At 63.5% G+C, this 23,800-nt stretch carries 25 protein-coding genes; 11 read left to right on the forward strand and 14 right to left on the reverse strand.

Going from position 1 to position 23,800, the window contains the following annotated elements:
• Positions 1–65 precede the first annotated feature (65 nt).
• The 5 genes from CH295_RS18285 to CH295_RS18305 form a co-directional block, all read right to left on the reverse strand.
• The gene (locus tag CH295_RS18285) at positions 66–1,691 is read right to left on the reverse strand and encodes a long-chain fatty acid--CoA ligase (RefSeq protein ID WP_094741539.1); all 1,626 of its coding nucleotides are present in this window, start codon (positions 1,689–1,691) and stop codon (positions 66–68) included.
• 68 nt (positions 1,692–1,759) lie between these two features.
• Complete coding sequence (locus CH295_RS18290) at positions 1,760–2,839, reverse strand: alpha/beta hydrolase (protein WP_094741540.1); 1,080 nt, start codon at positions 2,837–2,839, stop codon at positions 1,760–1,762.
• Positions 2,840–2,910: 71 nt separating this feature from the next.
• The gene (locus tag CH295_RS18295; protein ID WP_094741541.1) at positions 2,911–3,795 is read right to left on the reverse strand and encodes a tagatose-bisphosphate aldolase; all 885 of its coding nucleotides are present in this window, start codon (positions 3,793–3,795) and stop codon (positions 2,911–2,913) included.
• Between the two features lie 76 nt (positions 3,796–3,871).
• Complete coding sequence (locus CH295_RS18300; RefSeq protein ID WP_212556189.1) at positions 3,872–5,227, reverse strand: FGGY-family carbohydrate kinase; 1,356 nt, start codon at positions 5,225–5,227, stop codon at positions 3,872–3,874.
• 10 nt (positions 5,228–5,237) lie between these two features.
• Positions 5,238–6,242: a LacI family DNA-binding transcriptional regulator gene (locus CH295_RS18305; RefSeq protein WP_170945962.1), complete on the reverse strand. Its 1,005-nt coding sequence runs from the start codon at positions 6,240–6,242 to the stop codon at positions 5,238–5,240.
• A 75-nt stretch (positions 6,243–6,317) separates the two neighbouring features.
• Here CH295_RS18305 and CH295_RS18310 point away from each other — a divergent pair, with 75 nt between their 5' ends.
• Positions 6,318–6,899: a P-loop nucleotide/nucleoside kinase family protein gene (locus CH295_RS18310; RefSeq protein ID WP_170945963.1), complete on the forward strand. Its 582-nt coding sequence runs from the start codon at positions 6,318–6,320 to the stop codon at positions 6,897–6,899.
• Here CH295_RS18310 and CH295_RS18315 read toward each other — a convergent pair.
• Positions 6,884–7,891 carry a LacI family DNA-binding transcriptional regulator gene (locus CH295_RS18315; protein WP_094741545.1) on the reverse strand — a complete coding sequence of 336 codons (1,008 nt, stop codon included), beginning with the start codon at positions 7,889–7,891 and terminating at the stop codon, positions 6,884–6,886. The genes CH295_RS18310 and CH295_RS18315 overlap by 16 nt on opposite strands.
• A gap of 31 nt (positions 7,892–7,922) precedes the next feature.
• Complete coding sequence (locus CH295_RS18320; RefSeq protein ID WP_094741546.1) at positions 7,923–8,648, reverse strand: SDR family oxidoreductase; 726 nt, start codon at positions 8,646–8,648, stop codon at positions 7,923–7,925.
• A gap of 408 nt (positions 8,649–9,056) precedes the next feature.
• On the opposite strand from CH295_RS18320, the gene CH295_RS18325 reads away from it, so the two are divergent.
• The 4 genes from CH295_RS18325 (at position 9,057) to CH295_RS18340 (ending at position 13,541) form a co-directional block, all read left to right on the forward strand.
• Complete coding sequence (locus CH295_RS18325) at positions 9,057–9,836, forward strand: ATP-binding cassette domain-containing protein (protein ID WP_037190962.1); 780 nt, start codon at positions 9,057–9,059, stop codon at positions 9,834–9,836.
• Positions 9,833–10,930 carry an ABC transporter permease gene (locus CH295_RS18330; protein ID WP_212556190.1) on the forward strand — a complete coding sequence of 366 codons (1,098 nt, stop codon included), beginning with the start codon at positions 9,833–9,835 and terminating at the stop codon, positions 10,928–10,930. The genes CH295_RS18325 and CH295_RS18330 overlap by 4 nt, the downstream gene beginning before the upstream one ends.
• Before the next feature lie 55 nt (positions 10,931–10,985).
• Entirely contained in the window at positions 10,986–11,957 is a 972-nt protein-coding gene (locus CH295_RS18335; RefSeq protein WP_037190964.1) for an ABC transporter substrate-binding protein, read from the forward strand.
• A gap of 102 nt (positions 11,958–12,059) precedes the next feature.
• Positions 12,060–13,541 (forward strand): mannitol dehydrogenase family protein, encoded by a 1,482-nt coding sequence (locus CH295_RS18340; RefSeq protein ID WP_094741547.1) that lies wholly within the window; start codon positions 12,060–12,062, stop codon positions 13,539–13,541.
• On the opposite strand, the gene CH295_RS18345 is transcribed toward CH295_RS18340, so the two are convergent.
• Complete coding sequence (locus CH295_RS18345; protein WP_094741548.1) at positions 13,529–14,320, reverse strand: acyl-CoA thioesterase; 792 nt, start codon at positions 14,318–14,320, stop codon at positions 13,529–13,531. The two genes, CH295_RS18340 and CH295_RS18345, sit on opposite strands and share 13 nt — an antisense overlap.
• A gap of 55 nt (positions 14,321–14,375) precedes the next feature.
• Positions 14,376–15,449: an SDR family oxidoreductase gene (locus tag CH295_RS18350; protein WP_094741549.1), complete on the reverse strand. Its 1,074-nt coding sequence runs from the start codon at positions 15,447–15,449 to the stop codon at positions 14,376–14,378.
• 163 nt (positions 15,450–15,612) lie between these two features.
• On the opposite strand from CH295_RS18350, the gene CH295_RS18355 reads away from it, so the two are divergent.
• Positions 15,613–15,855 (forward strand): ArsR/SmtB family transcription factor, encoded by a 243-nt coding sequence (locus CH295_RS18355; RefSeq protein WP_502694513.1) that lies wholly within the window; start codon positions 15,613–15,615, stop codon positions 15,853–15,855.
• On the opposite strand, the gene CH295_RS18360 is transcribed toward CH295_RS18355, so the two are convergent.
• Positions 15,839–17,320 (reverse strand): SAM-dependent methyltransferase, encoded by a 1,482-nt coding sequence (locus CH295_RS18360; RefSeq protein ID WP_094741551.1) that lies wholly within the window; start codon positions 17,318–17,320, stop codon positions 15,839–15,841. The two genes, CH295_RS18355 and CH295_RS18360, sit on opposite strands and share 17 nt — an antisense overlap.
• A gap of 114 nt (positions 17,321–17,434) precedes the next feature.
• Here CH295_RS18360 and CH295_RS18365 point away from each other — a divergent pair, with 114 nt between their 5' ends.
• Positions 17,435–17,938, forward strand: a complete 504-nt coding sequence (locus tag CH295_RS18365; RefSeq protein ID WP_094741552.1) for a hypothetical protein — start codon at positions 17,435–17,437, stop codon at positions 17,936–17,938.
• Between the two features lie 84 nt (positions 17,939–18,022).
• Here the strand turns inward: CH295_RS18365 and CH295_RS18370 are convergent, their stop codons facing one another.
• On the reverse strand, positions 18,023–19,270 hold the full coding sequence (locus tag CH295_RS18370) for a TetR family transcriptional regulator C-terminal domain-containing protein (protein ID WP_094741553.1): 1,248 nt from the start codon (positions 19,268–19,270) through the stop codon (positions 18,023–18,025).
• Positions 19,271–19,443: 173 nt separating this feature from the next.
• Here CH295_RS18370 and CH295_RS18375 point away from each other — a divergent pair, with 173 nt between their 5' ends.
• Positions 19,444–19,704 (forward strand): LuxR C-terminal-related transcriptional regulator, encoded by a 261-nt coding sequence (locus CH295_RS18375; RefSeq protein ID WP_032395056.1) that lies wholly within the window; start codon positions 19,444–19,446, stop codon positions 19,702–19,704.
• 4 nt (positions 19,705–19,708) lie between these two features.
• Here the strand turns inward: CH295_RS18375 and CH295_RS18380 are convergent, their stop codons facing one another.
• Positions 19,709–20,362, reverse strand: coding sequence for a DedA family protein (locus tag CH295_RS18380; RefSeq protein WP_037190978.1), 654 nt, complete (start codon positions 20,360–20,362; stop codon positions 19,709–19,711).
• Positions 20,363–20,449: 87 nt separating this feature from the next.
• Between CH295_RS18380 and CH295_RS18385 the strand changes: the two genes are divergently transcribed.
• Positions 20,450–21,469, forward strand: a complete 1,020-nt coding sequence (locus tag CH295_RS18385) for an SMP-30/gluconolactonase/LRE family protein (RefSeq protein WP_094634874.1) — start codon at positions 20,450–20,452, stop codon at positions 21,467–21,469.
• A gap of 61 nt (positions 21,470–21,530) precedes the next feature.
• Here the strand turns inward: CH295_RS18385 and CH295_RS18390 are convergent, their stop codons facing one another.
• Together CH295_RS18390 and CH295_RS18395 are read right to left on the reverse strand one after the other, a co-directional pair.
• Positions 21,531–22,016, reverse strand: coding sequence for an SRPBCC family protein (locus CH295_RS18390; protein ID WP_094741554.1), 486 nt, complete (start codon positions 22,014–22,016; stop codon positions 21,531–21,533).
• A gap of 3 nt (positions 22,017–22,019) precedes the next feature.
• Positions 22,020–22,346, reverse strand: a complete 327-nt coding sequence (locus CH295_RS18395; protein WP_252342098.1) for an ArsR/SmtB family transcription factor — start codon at positions 22,344–22,346, stop codon at positions 22,020–22,022.
• 122 nt (positions 22,347–22,468) lie between these two features.
• Between CH295_RS18395 and CH295_RS18400 the strand changes: the two genes are divergently transcribed.
• Positions 22,469–23,158 (forward strand): DUF998 domain-containing protein, encoded by a 690-nt coding sequence (locus CH295_RS18400; protein ID WP_252342099.1) that lies wholly within the window; start codon positions 22,469–22,471, stop codon positions 23,156–23,158.
• Positions 23,159–23,221: 63 nt separating this feature from the next.
• Complete coding sequence (locus tag CH295_RS18405; RefSeq protein ID WP_094741555.1) at positions 23,222–23,791, forward strand: DUF3558 domain-containing protein; 570 nt, start codon at positions 23,222–23,224, stop codon at positions 23,789–23,791.
• The last annotated feature ends 9 nt before the right edge of the window (positions 23,792–23,800 follow it).

Below are 23,800 nucleotides of genomic sequence, written 5' to 3' on the forward strand. Positions count from 1 at the left end.
CGCTAGGGGTAGACCATTACTGGTATTCGCAGGTCGCGTGAGGAACGTGTAACTCACCGAACGGATCAGACCAGCTCGATGACCTCCAAAGCACCGTCGGCATGCGAACTCCGCAGTCGCTTCTTGTCGTATTTGCCGACGCTGGTTTTCGGGACCTCGTCGATGAACGTCCATCGCTCCGGCAGCTGCCAATGCGCCACGCGGCTGTCGAGGAACTCCTTCAGTTCTTCGGCTGTCACCGATGCACCCTCGCGGACGACAACGGCCACCAGAGGCCGCTCGTCCCACTTCGGATCGGGCACACCGATCACCGCGGCCTCGCGAACGGCCGGATGTCCCATCACCTGGTTCTCGAGCTCGACCGAGGAGATCCATTCGCCACCGGACTTGATGATGTCCTTGGAGCGATCGGTCAGTCGTAGGTAGCCGCCCTCGGAGATGGTGCCCACGTCACCCGTCCGCAGCCAGCCGTCGTCGAACTTGTCGTCCGCATCGGCGCGGTAGTAGCTGCCGGTGATCCATGGGCCACGCACCTCGAGTTCGCCGACGGTCTTGCCGTCCCACGGCAACACCTCACCGGCATCGCCGACGAGTCGTGCTCGCACTCCGGCAACGAACCGTCCTTGCGTGCAGCGCAAGTCGAACTCGTCCTCCGGGGACAGGCCGGCATCGGGCTTGCCGGACGTGCCGAGAGGCGAGGTCTCGGTCATGCCCCACGCCTGGGAGATGTGCACGCCGTACTTCTCGTGGAACGCCCGCATCAAACTCGGTGGACACGCCGCACCGCCGACCACCACGTCACGCAGACTCGACAGATCCGCCGGGTGCTCGTCGAGGTGAGCGAGCAGGGCCTGCCAGATCGTCGGAACCGCGGCCGCCGCCGTCGGCCGCAGTGTCGACATCATCTCCGACAACGGAGCCGGCTGCAAAAACCTGTCGGGCATGATCAGCGACGCACCGACCATCAGCGCGGCATAGGGCAAGCCCCACGACATCGCGTGGAACATCGGCACGATGGCCAAGACCTTGTCGGACTGCGCAATCGCCATCGCGTCGGTCATGCAGGCCTGCATCGAATGCAGGTAGATCGAGCGATGCGAATACACGACCCCCTTGGGGTCACCGGTGGTGCCCGAGGTGTAACACATTGCGGCAGCGGATCGTTCGTCGAGCTCGGGCCAGTCGAACTCCTCGGGCTGACCCGCCAGCAGGTCCTCGTAGCCCAGTACTTCGATGCCGTCGGGTGCGGTGACCTGCGCCGGGTCGACGCCGACGACGATGAGGTGCCGCACGGTCTCGAACGTCGGCAGCAGGGGCGTCAGCAGAGGGAGCAGACTCGCGTCGGCGATGATCACCTGGTCCTCGGCGTGATTGACGATGTACGTGAGCTGCTCGGGAAAGAGCCGAATGTTCAGCGTGTGCAGCACCGCGCCCATCGCAGGAATCGCCATGTAGGCCTCCATGTGCGGGGCGTTGTTCCACATGAACGTTCCGACGCGCTGATCGTCGTCGATGCCGATCGACCGCAGGCCGTGTGCCAGTTGCGCTGCCCGCCTGCCCAATTCCCCGAAGGTCACCGTGGTCGGACCGGTGTCCGTCCAGGTGGTGATCTCGGCCGAGGAGTGAATGGACGTCCCGAATCGAACCAGCTGGCCGATGGACAGTGGGGTGTCCTGCATGGTGCTCTTCATCGATCTCGCTCCTGAAGTCTCGGCATGCACGTCGTTGTGCTGCGCGTCACACCATGCACGATACGGACTTACTCGGACGCGTGGTCTCGGGTACCTCGGATTCGGCCGTCGACCTCGCGAACCATGTCCTGATAGATCTGCGACGCGGGATCGACGACCGCGAAGTGGCCCCCGGGTCCTTCGACCGAGACGACCGAATCCGAGCCCGCCGACGCCGCGGCGTAGTACGCCCGACTGATCTCGAGCAGGTTGGGATCGTCCGATACCGCGCACACCACCAGCTGCGGAACGCCGAGCGGAAGCCTCGAGATCGGCGACGATGCCTCGTACGTCTCCTGCGCACCGGCGAATCGCGCACCGATCGCATTCGACACCGCACCCTCGCCGAGCCAGCGCTCATCGCCGACCCGGAGATCGAGCACGCCGGCCAGGCCGACCGCGAGGGCAGGAACGACCGGTGTTCCAACGGAATCGGCCGCGGCTCGCAGTGCGAGTTGACCGCCCGCCGAATGGCCGAACAAAACTACCCGGGACAGATCCAGATCGCCGGGTGCCGTCTCCAACGCTGCGATCGCGGACGCGACATCGCCGGTCATCACATCCCACCCGTGTTCGTCGGGGCGACGATATTCGACGTTCCACGTGGCGTAGCCCCGCGCGGTCAGATCGACGGCCATCGCGTCCATCAGGTCGAATTCCCACCGCGACCGCCAATATCCACCGTGGATCAGCACGGCAACAGGAAACGGACCGTCGCCCTCGGGTAACCGCTGCTCGACGCGTTGCTCGGGGTGATCCCCGTAGTGCAGGATCGTTCCGGGGTGGAAGCGGTGGAAGTACACGCTGTCGATCGCGAATCGCAGACCGTCGAGTCCGCGGCCGCGAATGTGAGTACGGATGCCCGGTGATCTGTCCGGTGTGCACTGGCCCAGATCGACCCGAACGACACCGCCGTACGACGCCGTGTCGATCGGGATCCCGTCACCGGGAATGACGATCATCTCGCCGGAACCGGTTGCGGTGTAGACGATTCCGCCCGTCAGTCCTCGGGCCGACAGCGCCCTGGCGGCCAATTCCTGCGCCGTCGCGAGGTCGGCGAACACGCCGGGAGCGGCGACGATGTCGAGGTGCGTCGAGGGGTGCGTCATGGGTTCACGCTACCCAGAACGGCGTCGACCGAGCCCGAGACGGGGTGTCCGGACTCGGTCGAAGGACGATGTCAGTTGTCGACGGCCTCGTTCAGTTCGCGCAGACGGGGGAGTGCACGGTTGGTGAGCAGGTCCTCGCGGGTCTCGGCGGAGACGGCCATGCTGTCCTTCCACAGTGAGCGGCCGGCCATCGCGCCCCGCGCGCCGTTGGCGACTGCGATGCGTACCTGCTCGATGAACGTCTCGTGGTCGACGCCCGCCGACAGCACTGCCCACGGAACACCCTGTGCCGCTTCGGTAACGGCTGCACATGCCTCGGCGGAACCGGGGTAGGGGAGCTTGAGCACCTTGGCGCCGCATTCGACCGAGATGCGGGTGGAGTCGGCGATGATCTTGCCGAAGCCGGCCTTGTAGTCCTCATCCGATTCGCCTTCGAGCTTGTAGGTCAGGATTTCGACGATGAGCAGCAGTCCCTCGGCGGAGCATGCCTTCACGAGGTCACGGATCTCCTCGGCGACACGGGAATCGACGCCCTGCCGTTCGGGGCGCATGTAGAACAGCATCTTGGCGACATCGCCGCCCAGATCGCGGACGACGCGCGGGGTGACGCCGTCGACGAAGCGGGTGTAGCGCAAGCCGTCGGTCTCCTCGAAGCCCGAGGCATCCATGCCGACCACCAACGCGGTGTTGCGCGAGAGCACGCCCTCGTCGACGATCTTCGGCAGTGCGACCTCCGGGTCCAGCAGGATCGCCGGCGCGTGATTGCCGAGGTAGCGAACCAGATCGGCCTTGGCGTCGGCGAGCTGCTCGAACGTGACAGAGCCGGGTCCGTCGGGAGCGTCCGTCATGACCGCCTTCATGCCGTTGCGCTGATCTCCGGCGACGATGAGCATGTTGCCGTCGGCGGTGGAGATGGCAGCCATTCCGCGACGTTCGAGGGTGGTGAGTTCGTTCATTGTTTTCTCCTGGTGGTGGTGGTGATTGGGGCTGTGAGCAAGTGAGACAACGTTGTCTCACTGCAGAAATGTGGGCTCAGATTTCTATGAGCGTCAGTAGTCGCGCAGCGAACAGTGCTGCGCCGTAGGCGGTGTCCTGGGCGCGAGTCGAGACCGAGACGTCGGGTAGCACCTGCGCGCGGGCATCCCGAACGCTGGTCATACCCGCCCAGCCGCCCGTGAGCAGCGTGGTCCGAGCGGGGGCAACCTCGGCGTCGAGGGCAGCGATGAGGCGGGCGATCTCGTCGTTGCCGTGCAACAGGATCGAACGGAACAGCTCCGCCGCGTTCACCCCGTCCGTACGGACGGTGATGGACAGCACGCCGTCGTCGTTGCGGGCCCCGGCGATCTCTATCCCACCGTCGGTGGACGGTCCGCCTGCAGGCAATGCGCACACTCGCTGATCGAGCAGGTCACGCCCGGCGCGGTCGGTGATGTCGCACAACTGCAACGCCCGTCGCATCAACAGTCCGGTCTTGACCCCGGCGACGAGTACGTGTTGGCCCGGAACCACATGCCGCACCGAATTGATCAGATGATCGGCCAGACGGCTTCGAGCCGCGGGAGTCAGGGGAGCGTCGAGCACTCGCAGCAGAACCTCGGCGGTGCCCATCGACACGTGATATCTGTCGTTGGGGATTGCCCCACCCGATACGGCGGAGACGAGGTGGTCGTGACCGGCCACGGTCAACCGTGCCCCCACGATGGCGTCGGGAAGGGCGGGTCCGGTTGCGGCCCCGAGATCGGTACCGGCGTCGACGAGAGGCGGGAGGAACTCGGCCCCGACGCCCAAGTGCGTCAACATCTCCGTCCACGGCTCGCCGGAGTCCTGATCGAGCAGTCCCGTCCTGGAACTCAACGAGTAGTCGGCCACCGCACGGCCACCGAGGGACAGTACGACGAACTCGGGCAGATTGAACCATCGCAGTCCGGCCAGGTTCAGTCCGTTGTCGCGAAGGTGCGCGATCTTGACGACCGAGACCTGCACGCCGACGGGGAGCCCGGTCGTGCCGGCGAACCGGTCACGGAGATCCTGGGGTAGTGAGTCGACCTGCTGCTGCCCTCGGGGATCGAACCACGCGAACGCCGGGGCTCGGACAACGTTGTCTTCATCGAGAAGAAAGCCCGTCTCACCCATTCCGGACACGGCGATCGCATCGATGCGCGACGCGGGATCGCCGGTCACCTCCGGTAGACGACGCGCGACGGCGTCGAGCAGACTCGCGATGGTGGCGAGCAGGTCCTCCGCCTCGAGGTCGGTGGTTCCGCCCGGGCCGTGATGCCACGGCGTCGGACTCTGCTCGATGAGCAGTTCGGTTCCGGCCTCGTCGATCACGAGCACCTTGATGCCGGTGCTACCGAGGTCGAGTCCCGCAACGAGTCTGGGATTCACGGGGATGTTCTCATTTCTGTGCAGGTAACGGGAGTGCATGTGAGAGTCGTTCGACCAGGGTGGTCGGCGCAATCTGTTGCTCGACTTCGAGATAGGGATCGTCGAAGCGCTGCACCAGGCGATCGAACGCGAGGGTGCCGATCCGGTATGGATCCTGGTCGATGCAGGTCACCGATGGGCTGACGGCATCGGCGAGCGAGAAGTTGCCGAACGAGACCATGGCAACGTCGGTGCGATCGATCTCGTGCAGCACCGATACCACGGCCGTCGCATGCCGCGCGTTGGCGACGAAGAAGGCGGTCGGCGGATTACGCAGAGCCAGAAGCTTCTTCACCACCGGCCGTACCGAGTCCGCGGCATGGGACACCGGGGGAGCGAGAGCGGCCTCGGGCTTCTGGCCGAGGTTCGCGAGAACATCGAAGTACGCCTCACGGCGCAACTGTGCGGTCTGCAGTCGATCGTCGAAGCCGAGCAACGCAATTCGGGTGTGGCCGCCCTCGACCAGTTTCTCGACGGCCTGTTTGGCAGCACCGTAATCGTCGATGATGACCGAATCGAATCCCGCGATCGAGCGGTCGATGGTCACCGTGGGAAGTGTTCGGCGACGCGGCACGAGGAAATCGCTGTGGTCGCCGACCGGCGCCAGGATGATGCCGCGGACGTGTTGACCGGCCAGCAACGCCAGCTGATCACGTTCGCGCTGGGCGTCGAACCCGGTGCTGCCGACGATGACAGCCAGTCCGTGTTCGAGAGCGCGATCCTCGACGGCACTGACCAAGGATGCGAAGAACACGTCGTCGATGGAATCGACGATGATCCCGATGGTGTTGCCGGATCCCGATTTCAGCGAGCGTGCAGCGGAATTGGGGACGTAGTTGAGCGTCTGCACCGCGGCCTCGACGCGTTCGCGCAGCTCGGGCAAGACCGTGTCCACGCCGTTGACGACACGGGAGACGGTCTTGAAGCTGACGCCTGCCAATGCGGCTACGTCTTTGATGCTTGCGCGCTCGGTCACGTGAACTCTCGATCGGAGGAATTGTGTTCGCTGTAGCAACGGTGCGAGACAACGTTGTCTTGTATGATTCACGTCATGCCTCATGTCTGTCAAGACGTTTCAGGGATCGATCGGGATCAACTGCCGGTTCTCGTCGTCGCGGGTGCTGCAGGAAGTGGAAAGACCACCCTCGGACGCGAGCTGGCGCGCCGCTTCGGCACGGCATTGCTCGACCTCGACACACTCACCAATCCACTACTCGACGAACTGGATTCGCTGTTGGGTGGCCCACACTGGAACAGTGCGGGGCCGCATGCAGAACGCGTTCGTGCCGGCCGGTATGCAGTACTGCTCGCTGCGGCGAGGGATCTCGTGAAGATCGGTCAGCGCCCCGTTCTGGTCGCGCCTTTCACCCGCGAATTGACCGCGGGCACGGAATGGGAACGACTGGTCTCGCAGGTGGCTCCCGCAGCAACGATGGTCGTCCACGTCGACGGCTCGCCGGAGTTGCTGGCGCGTCGACGGGCGGCCCGCGGGGCAGAGCGCGACGCCCATCGGCCGACGGATTCCCCGGTGGAGAAGCCGCGTGTTCCGCATCTGCGGATCGATGCCGAATTGTCGACACCACTGCAGGTCGATCTGGTTGCGCATGCGCTCCAGGATCAGTCGCAGCGGTGATTGCTTCCAGGCGTGCAGGATTGCCGTTCGATCAGCTCGACCCCGAGGATGTTGCGGCGCTTGTAGCGCTTGCTCGGATTCTCGATCCGCCCCAGTAGTCGCTCGATGGCCAAACGGCCGAGCCGAGCGGGATTCTGATCGATCACCGTCACCGGGGGCATCACTGCATCGGCCAGCGGGAAGTCGCCGAATCCGACGAACGCCAGATGCAGCAATTCCATCTGCTGCAGAACCGGCACACATGCCATGGCCACGCGGGCATTGGACAGAAACAGCGCAGTCGGTGGATCGTCGAGCGCGGTCAGCGCGGTCAGGGCGCTGCGGGCATCGTCGCGGCCCATGACGCCGAGCGCAACGAGAGAAGCGTCGAACTCGATTCCTCGGGCCTGCAACGACTCTCGATACCCCTCGAGTCGATTCCGGCTGGTGGGAATATTAGCACTGTCGCCGATGACCGCGATCCGAGTGTGTCCCAGTCGAAGCAGATGATCGGTGGCCAACACCGCCCCGCCGTGATCGTCGTCGACGAAGCTGTCGGCCTTGAGGCCGTCGGGTCCCCGATCGACGAAGACCGTCGGCGTCTTGTCGATCCAACGCTCCAGATAGCCGTGATCGGAACCCGTCGGCGCAATGATCAAGCCGCTCAACTGTCTACGCAGCAACGACTCGACCAGAGCCTGCTCCTGGCCACCGTCGTGCCCCAGGCTCGTGACCAGCACGGCCATGTCGTCCTCGCGGGCGCGTTCCTCGATGGCTCGGGCGATGGAGGAGAAGAACGGATCGTCGATATCGGGTACGGCCACACCGATTGCCGCCGCTTGACCGTTGCGAAACGACGTCGCCATCGTGTTCGGAACGTAGTTCAGTGACTCGAGGGCATCGGTGACGCGAGCGCGCGTGTCGGGGTCGACGTGCGGATCGTTGTTGTACACCCGTGAGACGGTCTTGGCGCTGACTCCGGCCAGTGCCGCGACATCCTGCATGGTGGTCATGACCTACCCCCGTCTGCTCGTCGTCTGCTCGTCATCGACTCGTGTAGCCGCCGTCCACCGGCAGCGACACCCCGGTCACCATGGAAGCATCATCGCTCAACAGGAAGGCAATCGGCGCGGCAATCTCGTCCTCGGTGGCCCAGCGACCCAGCGGCATCTGTGCCAGGAACGGCTGCTCGATCTCCGGACGGCCCCAGTAGAACGCGGACATCTCCGTCATCACGACGGTCGGATTGACTCCGTTGATCCGGATTCCGTGGCGACCGAGTTCGAGGGCCGAAACCCGAGTGATGTTGTCCAGGGCAGCTTTCGAGGAGCCGTACGAGATGTGACCCGTCAGGGCGACGAGACTGGCCTGGCTCGACACGTTCACGATTGCCCCCGCACCGGCGGCGATCATCGCGGGGACGGTGTACTTGATGACGAGGAGAGCGCCGCGCGCGTTGATGGCGATGACCTTGTCGAAGATGGAGATGTCGGTGTCCTGTGGCGTGGCGATCTCGCCGCCGAAGCCGGCGCAGTTCACCACTCCGTAGAGCTCGAGCCCCTCGACGGCCTCGCGCACGCTGTCCTCGGAGGTCAGGTCGAACGCCAGAGGCTGCGCGCCGGTCTCGTCGGCGAGCTTGTCCAGTGCGTCCACCGACTGACCGGCTGCGACGACGTCGGCACCGTCGGCCACCAGCCTTCTCACCGTGGCCGAGCCGATACCGCCGCTGGCACCGGTCACCAAGATCTTCCGGCCGTCGAACTTCGCCATGTGCGTCAACCTTCACTGTTTCCGAATCGGTCATGTCATCGATGTCATTTGCCGTAGGTGCGTCCTGGATGTCATCGGTGTCATGGACGGTACCTCAGCGCCGTTCCATCGGGTCGAAAATTGAGCAGATCGCGAATATTCCCAGTTCAGAGACGGTACCGCTCGGTCCGATAGCGGGGCGACGGTGCGGCTCCGTCCGTGTGCAGGCGTTGTGTCATGTCACCGGTGACATGAATTTTCACGAAACACGTGACAATGCGGGTTGCGTGGGTCACACTCGTTTACACAACGAGCCCCGCAGGGAGCTCGACCTGCCTCGCAGACCACGATCACCGACCGTGCTGCACAGGCACCGGTGGGGGTATCCATCCCGCATCCGACGGTTTTCGATTCGACCAAGGAGTATCCATGGCCAGCGTTGCACCTGTTGCGACACCGATCCTCGAGGCGAGGGGATTGTCGAGGAGCTTCGGAAACGTGCGCGCCCTCGACGACGCCGATTTCGACATCTACCCCGGCGAGGTCGTCGCCCTCATCGGCGACAACGGTGCAGGCAAGTCGACGTTGGTCAAGGCGCTCTCGGGCAGTCTCGCGGTCGACACCGGCGAAATCCTGTTCGACGGTACCGCGGTCGATCTCGACAGTCCCACCGTGGCAGCCGAACTGGGCATCGAGACGGTGTTCCAGGATCTCGCTCTCGCGCCGCACCTGAACGCGCAGCAGAACATGTTCCTGGGTCGGGAACTTCCCGCGAAAGGGCTGCTCGGCCGTCTCGGTTTTCTCGACGTCTCCACGATGCGCAAGCAGTCGCAGGACGCGTTGAACGAACTCGGAGCCACCGTGCGTAGCCTCACCGTTCCTGTCGGAGCCATGTCGGGTGGCCAGCAGCAGGCCATTGCGATCGCTCGCGCGGTCGCTTGGGCCAAAGGGGTTGTGTTCCTGGACGAACCGACCGCGGCGCTCGGTGTGGTGCAGACCCGAAACGTTCTCGACACCATTCGCCGCGTGGCGGACAGGGGAGTGGCAGTGGTGTTCATCAGTCACTCGATGCCGCACGTGATCGAGGTCGCCGACCGCGTTCAGGTACTGCGGATGGGCAAGCGCGTCGCCACTCTCGACGCCAAGAACACGACCATGGAAGAACTCGTCGGCGCGATGACCGGCGCAACCACCGGAGCCACACGATGACCAACCAGACCATCAGCCCCTCCCTCGAGCCGATGCCGCCCGGCGACAAGCCGTCTCGGCACTCCTTCGATCTCGTCGAAGCGCTCGGTAAGTTGGCCCGGGTTCAGGTGTTCCAGATCGTGCTGGTCTTGGCTGCGATCTGCCTCGTGTTCTCGATCATGGCTCCCGGCAGCTTCCCCGAGTGGGGCAACATCCGCCAGATCATCCAGAACGTATCCATCCTGGCCGTTCTCGGGATCGGCATGACGTTCGTCATCGTCACCAGTGGCATCGATCTCTCGGTCGGCTCCGTTCTCGTTTTCTCCGGAGTCGTCTCGGCCAAGACCATGGCCGCGATCGGCGGCGACGGATGGGGAGTTGCCGCGATCGGAATCGTGGTGGCACTGGGGTGTGGACTCTGCTGGGGATTGCTCAACGGTTTCCTGATCGGTAAGGCCAACGTGCCTCCGCTGATCGTGACTCTCGGGACCCTGGGCGGAGCTCTCGGGCTCTCGCAGGTCATCACCGGGGGTGTCGACATCCGCGACGTCCCACCGGTCCTGGTCGATACCATCGGCTACGGAAACTTCCCGGCCACCACCATTCCCCTGATTTCGAGCATCGCGTTGGTGCTCGTGGTGATCTTCGGAATCGTGCTGCATCGCACAAAGTTCGGCCTCTACACCTTTGCCGTCGGCTCCAAGGAGCAGTCTGCTCGACGCGTCGGCATCAAGGTGGACATGCACCTGGTCAAGGTCTACGCACTCTCCGGCACCCTCGCCGGACTGGCGGGCATCCTGTCTCTGTCGCAGTACGGCACCACCGCCATCGCCGGCCAGTCGCAGACCAACCTCAATGTCATTGCGGCAGTGGTCATCGGTGGAACGAGCCTCTTCGGCGGCATCGGAACCATGTTCGGCACCGTTGTCGGACTGTTCATCCCTGCCGTGCTGCAGAACGGCTTCGTCATCGTCGGAGTCCAGCCGTTCTGGCAACAGGTCGCCGTCGGTGCTGTCCTCATCGCAGCGGTCTACTTCGATCAGCGTCGACGCGACGCAGCGAGCCGAGGTCAATCGCCCAGCTCCCTCAAGAAACTCTGGTCCCGAAGTCCCTAACCTCGGCCGGTCTCGAAACTCCCTCTATCGCACACCCCTTACAAGAAAGTCGACCATGATCACATCACGCACCGCCGTCGTTGCACTGAGTGTCGCTTCGGTCTCCGCCATGTTCCTGGCGGGTTGTTCGTCCGACTCCGGAAGCGGTGGCGGCAGTGGCAACATCGCCTTCATCCAGGGCGTCAGTGGCGACGAGTTCTACATCAGCATGCAGTGCGGAATCGAAGCTGCGGCGAAGGATGCAGGCGTCACCGTCGACACCCAGGGCCCGGTCAAGTTCGATCCCACCCTGCAGAAGCCGATCGTGGATTCGGTTGTCGCATCGCGGCCGTCGGCGATCCTCATCGCGCCCACCGACGTGGCCGCCATGCAGGCACCCCTCGAGGCAGCCTCCAGAGCAGGTATCAAGGTCGTCCTCGTCGACACCACCCTGGAAGACCCGTCCATCGCGGTCTCCTCGATCTCGTCCGACAACAAGGGCGGCGGGGCAGAAGCGTTCAACGCGATCGAGCGGCTCAACCCGGCCGGCGGCAAGGTGCTCGTCATCTCCACCGATCCCGGGATCTCCACTGCCGACGCCCGAGTGGAGGGCTTCGAGGAAGCCGTCGATGCCAACCCTGCCTTCGACTACCTCGGCGTGCAGTACAGCCACAACGACCCGGCCGAAGCTGCTCGTCTGGTCTCGGCCGCCCTCGCCAAAGACCCCGACATCACCGGCATCTTCGCCGCGAACACGTTCGCAGCCGAGGGCACCGCGACCGGAGTTCGGCAGGCGGGCAAGCAGGATCAGGTCAAGATCATCGGATTCGACGCAGGCCCGGCACAGGTGAAGCAGCTTCGTGAGGGAACAGTGCAGGCTCTGATCGCGCAGCAGCCCGACACCATCGGCACCGACGGCGTCGCGCAGGCCATGGCCGCCATCAACGACCAGCCGGTCACCGCCGAGATCTCGACCGGCTTCCATGTCATCACCGCCGACAACATCGACGGCGAGGGCGCGCAGTACGTCTACAAGTCGTCCTGCTGATTCCTGACGTGTAACCCCTTCAGCTGCGGTGGTGCTCCTGGTGGCAGAACATGCCCGGGAGCGCCACCGCTCACCACGTTCGTCCGACCCCGAGGACCTGTCATGACCGAGCTTCGCCGCGCGACGTTGGAACACCTGCCCGCGACCGTCGCGAAGCCGGACTACGACTTGGACGAACTGCACTGCGGTGTGGTGCATTTCGGAGTCGGCGCTTTTCATCGCGCACATCAGGCGGTGTACTTCGATCGGCTGCTCGCGGCGGGACATCTCGACTGGGCACTGTGCGGAGTGGGAGTGTTGCCGGGAGACAGGAAGATCGGCGACGTCCTCGACTCACAGGATCATCTCTACACCCTGGTCACGGTGGATCCGGACGGTCGACGCGACGCTCGGGTGATCGGATCGGTCGCGGATTTCGTCTTCGCGCCGGACGATCCGCAGGGCGTGATCGATGTGCTCAGCTCACCCGCCACGATGATCGTGTCACTGACGATCACCGAGGCGGGCTACGGCATCGACGACGTCACCGGTGCATTCGAGCCCACCGATCCCGCGGTGCTCGACGACCTCGGTGACCTCTCGGTACCGTCGAGTGTCTTCGGCTTCCTGACCGTTGCGCTCGCCACCCGCCGGTATCACGGAATTCCGCCGTTCACCGTGATGTCGTGCGACAACATCGTCCACAACGGGTCGGTGACCCGAACGGCGTTGACCTCCTTCGCACGTCGGCACGACGCCGACCTGGCGGACTGGATCGACGCAACGGTGGCGTTTCCCAACTCGATGGTCGACCGCATCACCCCTGCTACGACGGCCGCCGTCATCGAGGACGTGCGCAGCGACTTCGGAATCGACGATGGCTGGCCGGTGCGGTCGGAATCGTTCTCGCAGTGGGTGGTCGAAGACACCTTCTCGTTCGGGCGACCTCCCTTCGGCGAGGTCGGAGTGCAACTCGTCGCCGACGTCGCGCCGTACGAACACATGAAACTGCGGCTGCTCAACGGATCTCACCAAGCACTGAGCTATCTCGGTATCCTCGCCGGATACACCCACGTGCACGAGGTGATGGCCAGCCCCGACCTGTACGAGTTCGTCGCGTCGTACATGCGAGCCGAGGCCGCCCCGACGCTCGCCCCGGTCGACGGAATCGACATCGACACCTATATCGAGCAACTGCTGCACCGTTTTTCGAGCCTCGCCGTGCGAGACACGCTCGAACGTCAGATCGTCGACGCGTCCGCGCGCATTCCGAAGTTCGTGCTGCCGGTGATCCGCGACCGGCTCGCACAGGACCGATCGGTCGACCACGGAGCGCTGGTGCTCGCCGCGTGGTGCGGAGTGCACGAGCGCGGGGACATTCCGATGGTCGACGGGAATGCCGAAAATCTGCAACGATTGTCGTGGGAGGACCACGACAATCCCGGCGCATTCCTGGCGAATCCTGCTGTCTTCGGCGATCTGTCGACAAGTCCGCGGCTACGCGGGGCGTACCAACGGGCCAAGCGCTCGCTTCAGGACAGCGGTGCCCGCGGAGCAGTACGGCGCGTGCTGGAACAGTCGGTCGGAGTGGGTCAGCCCTTGTAGTACACCACCTGGTGGCTCGTGGCCAGCAACGTCCCGGCTTCGGTCCACAGTTCGGCCGTCTGATCGAAGTAGCCCTGATGGAAGCGGCGGGCTCGTGCTGTGCCGAGGATGTACCCGTCGGAGTGTTGCTCGAGATCGTCGGGCGTCGCGAAGTAGTGGGTCGTCAGCGAGATGGTGCCGGCCGGCACATAGCGACCGAGGCGCTGAAAGATTCTGGGGTAGAACACATCGCTGAGCGAGGTCAGCGCAGCGAAGTCCAGCGGGCGCGCAGGCGTGTCGCGGATCCAGAGGGTCTCGGTCGAGTCCGGTGACTCCTGGTCGTTCAGAGCGCCTGCAACGAAACGCATCTCGTAGTTCTGCGCCCAGGCGATCGCGTCGGGAAAGTTGCCTCGGGGCGTGTCGGCGGGGGAGGTGACGGCCGGTGCCACGGCCTCGGTGTTGTCCCACGTCTCACGCCTGGTTCCGAACACTGCTGTAGCTGTGGTGGCGACGGCACCGTCCTGTACGAGTTCGAGGTACCAGTGCTGATTGCTGCGGTTGGTGCGCACGGCGCGCGCCGAGATCTCGAATTCGCCCTCGGCCACCGGGCCGGCAAAGTTGACCGTCAGCGAGACCGGTGAACCCAGACAATCGGGATGCAGCTCGATGGCATGGACGAACGTTGCGGCGGTGAGACCACCGAACGGGCCGACCATGTTGTTGTACGGTGCCGACGTCCTACCGCGGTAAGTGCCGTCGGCGACGGTCTCGAGTGCCACTGCTGTGTCGAACGGATGCATTGTTCTCCCGTAGGTCTCGATCGGCTTTGGTGCCGATTCAAACTATCCGGCTCACCTACACGCCACGCAGGGTGGCTCCTCGCGGAATGATTCGCCGGCTGCGTAGCTCGGCGAAGATCCCGGCGAACATGGCCTCGGTGTCGACGAAGCGGTGAAATCCCATGCGACGGGCCTTGGAACCGTCGGCGATGACGTCGTAATCCCAGGAGAACACGAAGTCACCGAATGCCCAGGAAGAGACGTCGGAATACGGAGTCGACTGCAGTCCGTGCTCGGCGACGATGGAATCCCACAGCGGCTCCTTGTCTGCCATGACGTCCGCCAGGGACATCGGTAACGGAGTTGCGGTGTCGAGGTCGAACAGACCCGCGATGCGCGGCCACATCTCGCTCCAGCGAAATAGGTCGCCGTTGGTGATGTTGAACGCCTGATTGGCGCAGGTCGGCGTGGTGGCCGCCCATACCGTCGCCTCTGCGAGCAACGATGCATCCGTCATCTCGAGCAGCGCGCCGAAGGCACCGGGCTTTCCCGGAAACCGCATGGGGACGCCCAGTTTCGCGCACATGGTGGCGTACACGGCGATGACGGTGGCCAGGTTCATCGGGTTCCCCAGAGCGACACCGCACACCACCGATGGCCGGATGGCCGACCAGGTCCACCGCTTGCCGAATTGCCGCGCCTCGAGAAACTGCTGCTGATCGACGTTGAACTCGGGCGGCATGTGGGGCGGATCGGATTCTCGCGCCGGGGTTTTGAAGGGACCCAAGTGCGCGCCGTACACCTTGTATCCCTGCATCAGGCTCACGTGCTCCAGGTCCGGTGAGTTCTCCTCGATGGCCGTGACCACGTTGACGAGCATCGCGAGATTGGGGGCGACGAGTTCGGCCCAGCTCGGTCTCTCCTGGTAGGCGGCGTAGAAGATGTGTGTGACGTCGGTCAGCTCCACCAGTCGACGGTGGGTCTCGTCGCCGTCGAGCAGATCCACCGCGATGTGCCGGACGCGTCCAGCGTCGGTACCGCCGCGGCGTGAGAGCCCGACGATCTCCCAATCACCGCTTCGTTGCAGGTGATCGACCAAGTTGCCGCCGATCACTCCGTTGGCTCCCACTACTACTGCTACGCGTGTCATGAACTACTCCTATCTGGATATCGCGATATTGCGATGCCTCCAGTAGACCACATATCGGGATATCGCGATATCGGAGTAGGCTTGGAGGGTGGCTGACGAACTGGACCCCGCAGAGCTGGCAGCAGTGTTCGGTGCGCTGGGCAACCCCGCGAGATTGGCGATCATGCGGTGGCTCAAGGACCCGAGCGACTTTCCGCCGCAGCTCGAACCGGCCGAACAGGTGGGGGTGTGCCTCAAGCACATTCAGTCGAGGGCGGGTGTCTCCCAATCCACGGCCTCGCAGTACATGGCGGTACTTCAACGTGCCCACCTGGTGACGAGTACAAAAATCGGGCCCTGGGTTCACTACAAACGCAACGACGAATTCCTCGACCGATTGGCAGAGACGATCAGGACCGAATTGTGAAGTTGTCGATGGCCTGATCGATCGAGCTGCTGTCCTGGTGCACCGCTCGTGCTCGGTCCCGCAGGGCGCGCCGGTCGGTTGCACGTGCGATTGCGCTCAGGTCGATGCGCTGCAACAGCTTCTTCGTCACCGGTCGTTTGCTGTCCCAGAATGCCAGTGCAGCAATGAGATCGGTGGCCTCCTGGCCGGTCAACAGTGCCTGGGCGACGGCGCATGCCGCTGGGTCCTCGAACGGCAGGAGATAGGTGGCGTCGTCGAACACCGCAGGTCTGCCGTCGTAGGGGCCGACCATCCTGAACTGCGGAACCTTGTGGAATCCGGAGATCGCGATCTTGTACGGCGCAAACGTGTACGGCCCCACACCGAAGATGCAGAACCGGGCGCGACTTCGGTAGATCGACGACTTTCGGCCGTCGAGAGCGGTCGCGTTGTCGGTCAGGTACTTCCACAGCTTCGGCGCGCTGTCCGCCAACTGCGCGGTGTCGTCACCGGTATGCGACTGCGGCACGATCATCCACCGCGACACCACCCTCAGCTTGTCGCGATAGACATCGGTACATTTGAACAGGGGAAACAGGAAGTCCTTCTCGACGTCGACCGAGGCTCCGAGTTTTGTTCGCGGGCCGTCGTTCTCGGCCAGTTCCATGACGGCAGACGCGTCGTGCTTGATGCCCTGACGCCACATCAGCGGACTGATGCCATCGAACTGATTGCTTCGCTCGTAGGCGTCGACATCCGCGACGAGCTGTCCGTCGACCACTCCGATTCTGGTGCCGGGGTGCAGTGCATCCATGCTCGGATACACCTGCGCGGTGTGGTCGGTTGCGCCGGTTCCGAGTTCGACCACGAACCAACAGGCATCCACTCCGGCGTCGAACCACTTCTTGGCGTCGATGGGGCGCAGACTCGAACCGGTGATCGGAAGGCCGTGCCGAGCGCAGTGCAACAGGATGTTTCGCGCTACCTGGGTCTTGCAGATCATTGCAACGGTGACCGGGCGATCTGCGAACTCGGTGAGCAACTTGATCCAAATGAATTCCGCGATGTCGAAATTGGAGCTTCCGGTGATCGCATCGATTCCGCGCGCGTTCCCGGTGTTCACACGAGTCGGTCTGTTGCTGGAACCCAGAACCGAGAGCTGAGAGTTGGTCACCCACGGTGGGTTGCCGACGACGAGAGTCGGGCCCGGATCGGACGTCCATGCGATGTCGCGTACCAGGTCGAAATCGAAAATCGAGGCGGTGACGATTCTGCCGAATGTCGATGCGGCTGCGGCGTACTCGGGCTGCACTTCGATTCCGACGCGTTCTGCATCGGGGTGGCTCTCACCGACGACCGACAGGAAGTTCCCGACACCGCACGTGGGTTCGAGGACGCGAGTCCACTGTCGTCGGGGCAGGGTGTCGACCAACGCACGTGCCAACTCGATCGGGGTCTGAAAGTCCCCGAACTCGTTGTTGGGCATCGATGCCTCCGGCAGTGGTGCGGACAGGTTCCTTCGGTGGCATAGGAGCGTAGCCTGCGGAGCGACCAGAAGGTCAGCACCACACCACTGCCGAAGGCACTAAAGTGAACTGGGATGAGGCTTTCGCGCGTTGCACTGTCGTTCACAGCTCTCGTATTCGTCGGTGCCCTCATGTGGGTCGCCGTGACTGCAGGTGACGTGTTACCTGCGCACTTCACCGGCTCCGGAAGGGTCGACCGCGTGGAGCCCAAGTCATCGTTTCTGCTCACCACGGGTGGCATCGGGTTCGTACTGATCGGCTTCTTCGCGAGTGTCGGGTGGTGGCTCCCCAGACTTCCGGCCCAGCTCGTGAACTTACCGACTCGGCGAATGCACGACTACTGGACTTTGCCCGAGAACAGGCCCACGCTCGATCGCAAGATGGCAGAGGATCTCGACTGGATGGGTGCGGCAACCGCCCTGCTGCTCGCGTGGATCGTCGGGGTGGCCGGTACTACGGTGGGCGACTCGGTCAGCGTCTGGGTTCTCGCCGTCCCGACGGCGCTCTACGTGCTGGCGATTCTGGGATACGTGGTGTTCGTCGTCAAAGGTGGCCGGTACCGCATTCCGAACGACTGATTCAGGGGAGTGGTTGCAGCATCGCCGGTGTGGCCCTCGCTCCATTCGTCAGCGGCATTTCTGCCTCACGCAGTTGGTCGATGCTCAGTGCGCAGTGAGTCCGTCGAGGAGAAGTTCACCGACGAAAGTCGCGTTGTCCTGCGGGCTGTTCTGTCGACGGGTGAAACAGCGCATCAGCAGCGTGTTGGTGATCCCTGCCGCGAGATCGACTGGACTGGAGCTCTTTCGGAAGATGCCGGTGTCCTGCCCTCGTGCGATGACCGGTGCGATGATCGACGGCAGGTTGAGCTTCTCCTTGATGGAGATCAGTCCCTCCGGCTCGCCGTAGGTGTCGTGTGCGACAGCGACGAGTAGAGCGTCCATGAATTCGAGTTCGTCCGCGGCGAGTTGCGCGCACCGCAACATGTGATTCTGCAGAATCGTGAGCTCGTCGAGGCCGAGCAGGTGGTCGTCGGCCACCGACTCACGAAGGCGATCGACTCGGCTCTGCAGTGCTGCAACGATGACGGACGGCTTGGTAGGAAACAGTGTCTTGCACGCGGTTCTCGGCACTCCGGCGATATCGGCGACGTCGTCCATCCGCGTCATGAAGTAGCCACGCTTTCCGAACTCGTCGCGCGCAGCGGTGACGATCGCAGCACGCGGATCGCGAGGAAGTGGCCGTTCTTCCACCGCTGCGCCGATTTCTCCCACGACATCATCGAGGTGCTGATGATGTCCCGACGTGTCGACGACGGCCCCGATGAAGGCGAGGACCGCGTCGGACATCACATCGGCCGATACGGAAGCGGCGTCCACCTGACTGCGGATGCGAAATCCGTCGACGACGGCATTGATCGTCACAGCGAACGATCGAGCGGTGAAGGGACGGCGAAAGGCTCCACCGTCGGGATCGAACAGTGCCTCGAATGCGTCCAGTACGGCGTCGTCTCGAACGCGGTAGCTCCCGGCGAGTGCTGCGGAAGTAGGTCCGCGGAAAACATGATCGAGAAGAGTGGCGGTGGTGCTCTTCCGGTCGACGATTGCCGGGAAGTAGTGCGCGACGAGCGCCGACACCGCCGTTCGAATCGATGCGCCACTGTTCGTCATCTGGTTGCGAACGGTGCCGTGAACGTCGGTGGGTAGAGGAGTTCGTGACAGATGCTCGACGACCGTGGCGAGGAAGTCGGACTTGGTGTCGAACTTGCGGAAGAACGTCGCTGTCGACGAGTCGGCCTCGTGGACGACGTCCTCGATACGTAATCCGCGTTCGAGAATCCTCTGTGGATGCGCGATCAACAATGCGACACCCGCCTCGACGAAGAGGGCAGTGGTCGCGTCGAGCTCGGTCATAGGAGCGGACTTTACCGAGGTGGGGCCGACCGTGAGGGTGCAGGTGACAGCATTCACTCTCGGGTGAGAGCAACCTCGGTCATTCCTCGGAGTGACGCAGCGGAGTGAGTGGGGTGTCATTGGCCGTGTTCGCGCCACCGGGACAGCGGCGGTGCCCGAAATCAAGGATCTCCATGACAGTGCTCGATATCCGCGTCGGAGACGCACCCGACCCACGACTCAGCGCTCGTGAAATCGAGGTACTCACCGCGTGGCTCATCTCTGATTCCAAAGCGGAGGCATCGCGCTCGCTCTATCTCTCGATGGGAACCGTCAACACACACCTGACTCGCATCAGAGCGAAGTACACGGCAGTGGGACGAACGGCACCGACCAAAGCGACGTTGCTGGTGCGTGCACTGCAGGACGGGTTCATCGACATCGACGATCTGTGATTAGCTACCGCACCTCGACGCGACTGGACCGCACCTTCCTGACCACGAACCAGCTGATCAGCGCGACGACGATGCCGATAACGACATATTGGAACACCGAGGCGTAGTTCTCCACGTAGTGCCAGTTCTCCCCGAGGAAGTAGCCGGCGAGCACGAAGATGGAGTTCCAGATCAGGCTGCCGAGGGTGGTGTACAGGGTGAATTGCAGAACCGGCATCCGGGATACACCGGCCGGGATCGAGATGCCCGATCGGACCATCGGAATCATGCGGCCGAAGAACACGGCAGACCGGCCGTGGCGAGTAAACCAGTCCTCGGCCTTCGTCAGATCCTCCGTCCCGACGAACGGCATCTTCTCGACGATGGCATACATCCGATCGCGGCCGAGCTTGACGCCGAGCCAGTACAGGACGAGTGCGCCGATCACCGAACCTGCCGTCGTCCAGAACAACGCACTCAGCAATGTCATGCCGCCTTGGGAGGCGGTGAACCCGGCGAGAGGCAGAATGATCTCGCTGGGAAGGGGCGGGAAGAAGTTCTCCGCTGCGACGGCGATTCCTGCACCTGGGCCGCCGATGGCTTCCATCAGACTCACTGCCCATCCGGCGATCCCTCCGAGGTCGCTGTCGGCTGCGGCAAGGGAGGAGAGGTCGCTCATGACAACGACTGTACGAAACCGATGGGCCGAAAATCTGCTCACCAGGCGAAATGCCCGGAAATTGAGACATATGGAACACTCGGGAGTGTGAACCGAGTCTCCCGGATAGTCCCTGCTGTTGCCGCCACCACACTGCTGCTCAGTGCCTGCGGGTCCTCGGACTCGGCCGATCCAGCACCCACCACCACGAGCAATTCGTCCGCGCCGGCCTCGACATCAGCGAGTTCGAGCTCTGCAACGGTCTACGACCTACCCGGAACCGGAGTGTTCCCCGAGGGCATCACCGCCGCGGACGACACCTTCTATGTGACGTCGACATCCGACGGCGCGGTGTTCCGCGGAACCGTCGGATCCCCGGATGTCTCTGTGTTCTTGCCCGGCGGTGCCGACGGACGCACCGGTGCCGCCGGAATCGACGTGACCGACGACGACGATCGCCCCGACTATCTGGTGATCGCCGGTGGGGCCACCGGCAAGGTGTGGGTGTACGACGCCGACTCCGGTGATCTGGTTGCTACGTTCACCAACGGGCTCGGTGCCGACGCGACCTTCCTCAACGACGTCGCGATTGCCGACAACGGCGATGCCTACGTCACGGACTCGCGTAGCCCGGCGTTGTTCCGCATTCCCGTCGAGCAGATGACGGCCGGGACGCAGGACGCTCCGTTGGAGACATTCGTGAGCTTCGACGGCACACCGTTCGCGTACGGAGAGGGATTCAACGCCAACGGCATCGTCGAGAACGACGACGAATCTGCCTTGATCGTCGTGCAGTCCAGTACCGGCAACCTGTATCGCATCGACAAGACTTCCAAGGAGGTCACGCAGGTCGACCTCGGCGGAGCAACGCTCACGAACGGCGACGGGATGGAGATGGACGACGACACGTTGTACGTCGTCCGTAATCGTGACGGGTTGATCTCCAAGGTCGACCTGAATGACGACGGCCGCAGCGGATCGGTCACGGGTGAGATCACCGACGCATCGTTCGCCTACCCCACAACCGTTGCAGCAGTAGATGATCGATTGCTCGTGGTGAACAGTCAGTTCGACAAGCGCGGGGGAGAACCCGTCGAGCCGTTCACTGTCAGCTCTGTTCCGGAGTAGAGCGGCTGCGCCGCGTGTGCGCGGAAGTTCGTAGCAGTGGTCGAAGTTCCATGCACGACGATCAGTCGGCAACGATGGCGTCGATCTGGCCGATTGCCGACGCCATGCCCTCGTCCATGCCCATCGCCACGAGTTCTTCGAGCTGGCTGAGGCTGTCGAAACGCGAACGGATGGTCATTCGCGTTGCGCCGCCGACGTCTTCGAGAGTCACGGTGGCGTGGGTGACGGGCATCGTCGACGACGGATTGCCCGAGTCGTCGGCGAACCCGTCGTCGAAGGACAGCGTGGTCGGTGCGGAAATCTCGGTGAAAAGCCACCATCCGGCGGCCTTTTCGCCGTCCGGCCCCGACATGTAGTACGACGCTCTGCCGCCGGCAACGAAGTCGTGGGACACGAACGTCGCAGGCCATGTGGGCGGACCCCACCACTGTTCGAGTTGGCGCGGGTTCTCCCAGATCTGCCACACCCGTTCGACGTTCGCGTCGAACTCCGCGACCACGGTCATGGTCAGGTTCTCTGCATCCTTGTGTGAGCTGATGAACGGCATGATTCAGCCTTTCCGGTCCTCGGACAGAAGGTCGTCGATCCGGTCGACGCGTTGTCGCCAGATCTCCTCGTAGGTATCGAGCAGGGCGCGAGCGTGTGCGATGGTCTCCAGCCGAACTCGCACGATCTGCTCCCTGCCACGCTTGTGTTTGGTGATCACGTCAGCGCGTTCGAGAACGGCGACGTGCTTCTGCACAGCGGCGAAACTCATGGCGTAGTGAGCCGCCAACTCCGATACCGACTGTTCACCGACAGTGACCTTCGCGACGATGTCGCGCCGCGTCTTGTCGGCGAAGGCCTGGAACAGGCGATCGACCTCGGCGTCACTCATCTCATCTACAACCATTTGGTTGTACGTTATTGGTCGCTCGGTCTTCCGTCAAGGGACAAATCGGTCTTTCAGGCAATATGGAGTGCGGAAGGCGAACGACGTCGTCCGAGAGGAGTGCCAGGGTGCAGATTCGATCGGCCATGATCGGCGCGCTGTCGATCGTTGTGGGCGCACTCGTGGTGCTGGTTCTCGATCTGCACACCGCATGGCAGACGCCCTCCCATCTGCGACGAACGATCAGCGAGTACGGACTCGGCGCGCAGCAGTGGGTGTTCACCATCGGCGTGCTTCTGCTCGCATTCGGTTCGGCGCTCACGCTTGCGTCTGCGATTCGGCATCGCCTGACCCGGCCTGCTTCTGTCGCCTCGATCTGCCTGATGCTCTGGACCGTCGGACTGGTCGCCGTCGTTGCTGTGCCGAAGCAGGATTGGTCGAACGACGCGTCGCTGAGCCTCGGAGGAACAATTCACCGGCTCGGGGCAGCGGTGGCGTTCGTCAGCATCCCGATAGCCGTCTTTGCGTTCTCTCGCCCGTGGATTCGCGACGGCGTGTGGGCGGTTCGCGCACGAATCACGCTGGGCCTGAGCATGCTGTCGGTCGTGACGCTGATGCCCATCGTGTACGCGTTGGCTGTGGGAGTAACCGGCTCGCGTCCTTGGTATCGCGTCGTCACACTCGGGTACGTGGAGCGGGTGCTCGTCGTCGCCGAAGTGGTCGCGCTGATTTCACTCGCTCTGTGGGTGTGGGCAGCAGAACGTAGGAGTGTCGCCTCGCTCGAGTCTCAGGAGATCAAGGCCTCGCAGCCCGTATAGGGAACCGATCGCGCTCGCGTCGCGTCCAACCTCTCAGTGACGTCGAGTCGAGAGGGCGAACGAATGCGGGTAGTGGTTGGGCGTCGCTTCGCGGCGGTCTGTGCTTCGGCGCTGGTGCTGACGGGTTGTGCGAACTCGACGCAGGGAACACCCGCCGCCGGAGAAGCCTCCTCGCTGGAATCGACGACGGTGACAGCCGGCCCGGAGCCATTCGACCCCTGTACCATCCCCAAATCTGCAGTGACTGCAAGTGGGTTGGACGTCAGCACCGAGCGACCGGACTTCGCGGGAATCACGACGTATCCCGGCTGGAAGAACTGTGCATGGGATGGGCCGTCCGATAACCCGTGGTACTTCTTCCTCGTCCAGTCATCGATCAATTCGCTCGATCAGTACTTGAGCAGTCCGCAGAACGTAGGGCAGGTTCCAGTCCAAATAGGCCCTCGCGCGGCCGTGCAGCACAACATCCCTGGGGACGGTGTGCCACCGGAGGGTTGCAGCATCGCGTTCGACGCAGGCGGCAATCTGATCATTCTCATCCTCCACAAAATTGGCTCGAAGGACTTGCTGGGCGACCCCTGCATCGAAGTCGCCAAGCATGCCGAGGACCTTCAGTCGTACTTGCCGAAATGAAAGGCACTC

It is taken from the genome of Rhodococcus sp. 14-2483-1-2 (assembly GCF_002259405.1).
Taxonomy (GTDB): domain Bacteria; phylum Actinomycetota; class Actinomycetes; order Mycobacteriales; family Mycobacteriaceae; genus Rhodococcoides.

What these genes read in the sequence shown, in the direction of transcription:
- CH295_RS18370 (WP_094741553.1), bottom strand. Translation starts at nt 19,270, where the DNA reads ATGACCGAGCTCGACGCGACCACTGCCCTCTTCGTCGAGGCGGGTGTC.
- CH295_RS18355 (WP_502694513.1), top strand. Translation starts at nt 15,613, where the DNA reads ATGCGGTGGCTCAAGGACCCGAGCGACTTTCCGCCGCAGCTCGAACCG.
- CH295_RS18325 (WP_037190962.1), top strand. Translation starts at nt 9,057, where the DNA reads ATGGCCAGCGTTGCACCTGTTGCGACACCGATCCTCGAGGCGAGGGGA.
- CH295_RS18320 (WP_094741546.1), bottom strand. Translation starts at nt 8,648, where the DNA reads ATGGCGAAGTTCGACGGCCGGAAGATCTTGGTGACCGGTGCCAGCGGC.
- CH295_RS18405 (WP_094741555.1), top strand. Translation starts at nt 23,222, where the DNA reads ATGCGGGTAGTGGTTGGGCGTCGCTTCGCGGCGGTCTGTGCTTCGGCG.
- CH295_RS18360 (WP_094741551.1), bottom strand. Translation starts at nt 17,320, where the DNA reads ATGCCCAACAACGAGTTCGGGGACTTTCAGACCCCGATCGAGTTGGCA.
- CH295_RS18315 (WP_094741545.1), bottom strand. Translation starts at nt 7,891, where the DNA reads ATGACCACCATGCAGGATGTCGCGGCACTGGCCGGAGTCAGCGCCAAG.
- CH295_RS18365 (WP_094741552.1), top strand. Translation starts at nt 17,435, where the DNA reads ATGAGGCTTTCGCGCGTTGCACTGTCGTTCACAGCTCTCGTATTCGTC.
- CH295_RS18295 (WP_094741541.1), bottom strand. Translation starts at nt 3,795, where the DNA reads ATGAACGAACTCACCACCCTCGAACGTCGCGGAATGGCTGCCATCTCC.
- CH295_RS18345 (WP_094741548.1), bottom strand. Translation starts at nt 14,320, where the DNA reads ATGCATCCGTTCGACACAGCAGTGGCACTCGAGACCGTCGCCGACGGC.
- CH295_RS18350 (WP_094741549.1), bottom strand. Translation starts at nt 15,449, where the DNA reads ATGACACGCGTAGCAGTAGTAGTGGGAGCCAACGGAGTGATCGGCGGC.
- CH295_RS18290 (WP_094741540.1), bottom strand. Translation starts at nt 2,839, where the DNA reads ATGACGCACCCCTCGACGCACCTCGACATCGTCGCCGCTCCCGGCGTG.
- CH295_RS18375 (WP_032395056.1), top strand. Translation starts at nt 19,444, where the DNA reads ATGACAGTGCTCGATATCCGCGTCGGAGACGCACCCGACCCACGACTC.
- CH295_RS18390 (WP_094741554.1), bottom strand. Translation starts at nt 22,016, where the DNA reads ATGCCGTTCATCAGCTCACACAAGGATGCAGAGAACCTGACCATGACC.
- CH295_RS18380 (WP_037190978.1), bottom strand. Translation starts at nt 20,362, where the DNA reads ATGAGCGACCTCTCCTCCCTTGCCGCAGCCGACAGCGACCTCGGAGGG.
- CH295_RS18335 (WP_037190964.1), top strand. Translation starts at nt 10,986, where the DNA reads ATGATCACATCACGCACCGCCGTCGTTGCACTGAGTGTCGCTTCGGTC.
- CH295_RS18330 (WP_212556190.1), top strand. Translation starts at nt 9,833, where the DNA reads ATGACCAACCAGACCATCAGCCCCTCCCTCGAGCCGATGCCGCCCGGC.
- CH295_RS18310 (WP_170945963.1), top strand. Translation starts at nt 6,318, where the DNA reads ATGCCTCATGTCTGTCAAGACGTTTCAGGGATCGATCGGGATCAACTG.
- CH295_RS18285 (WP_094741539.1), bottom strand. Translation starts at nt 1,691, where the DNA reads ATGAAGAGCACCATGCAGGACACCCCACTGTCCATCGGCCAGCTGGTT.
- CH295_RS18395 (WP_252342098.1), bottom strand. Translation starts at nt 22,346, where the DNA reads ATGAGTGACGCCGAGGTCGATCGCCTGTTCCAGGCCTTCGCCGACAAG.
- CH295_RS18340 (WP_094741547.1), top strand. Translation starts at nt 12,060, where the DNA reads ATGACCGAGCTTCGCCGCGCGACGTTGGAACACCTGCCCGCGACCGTC.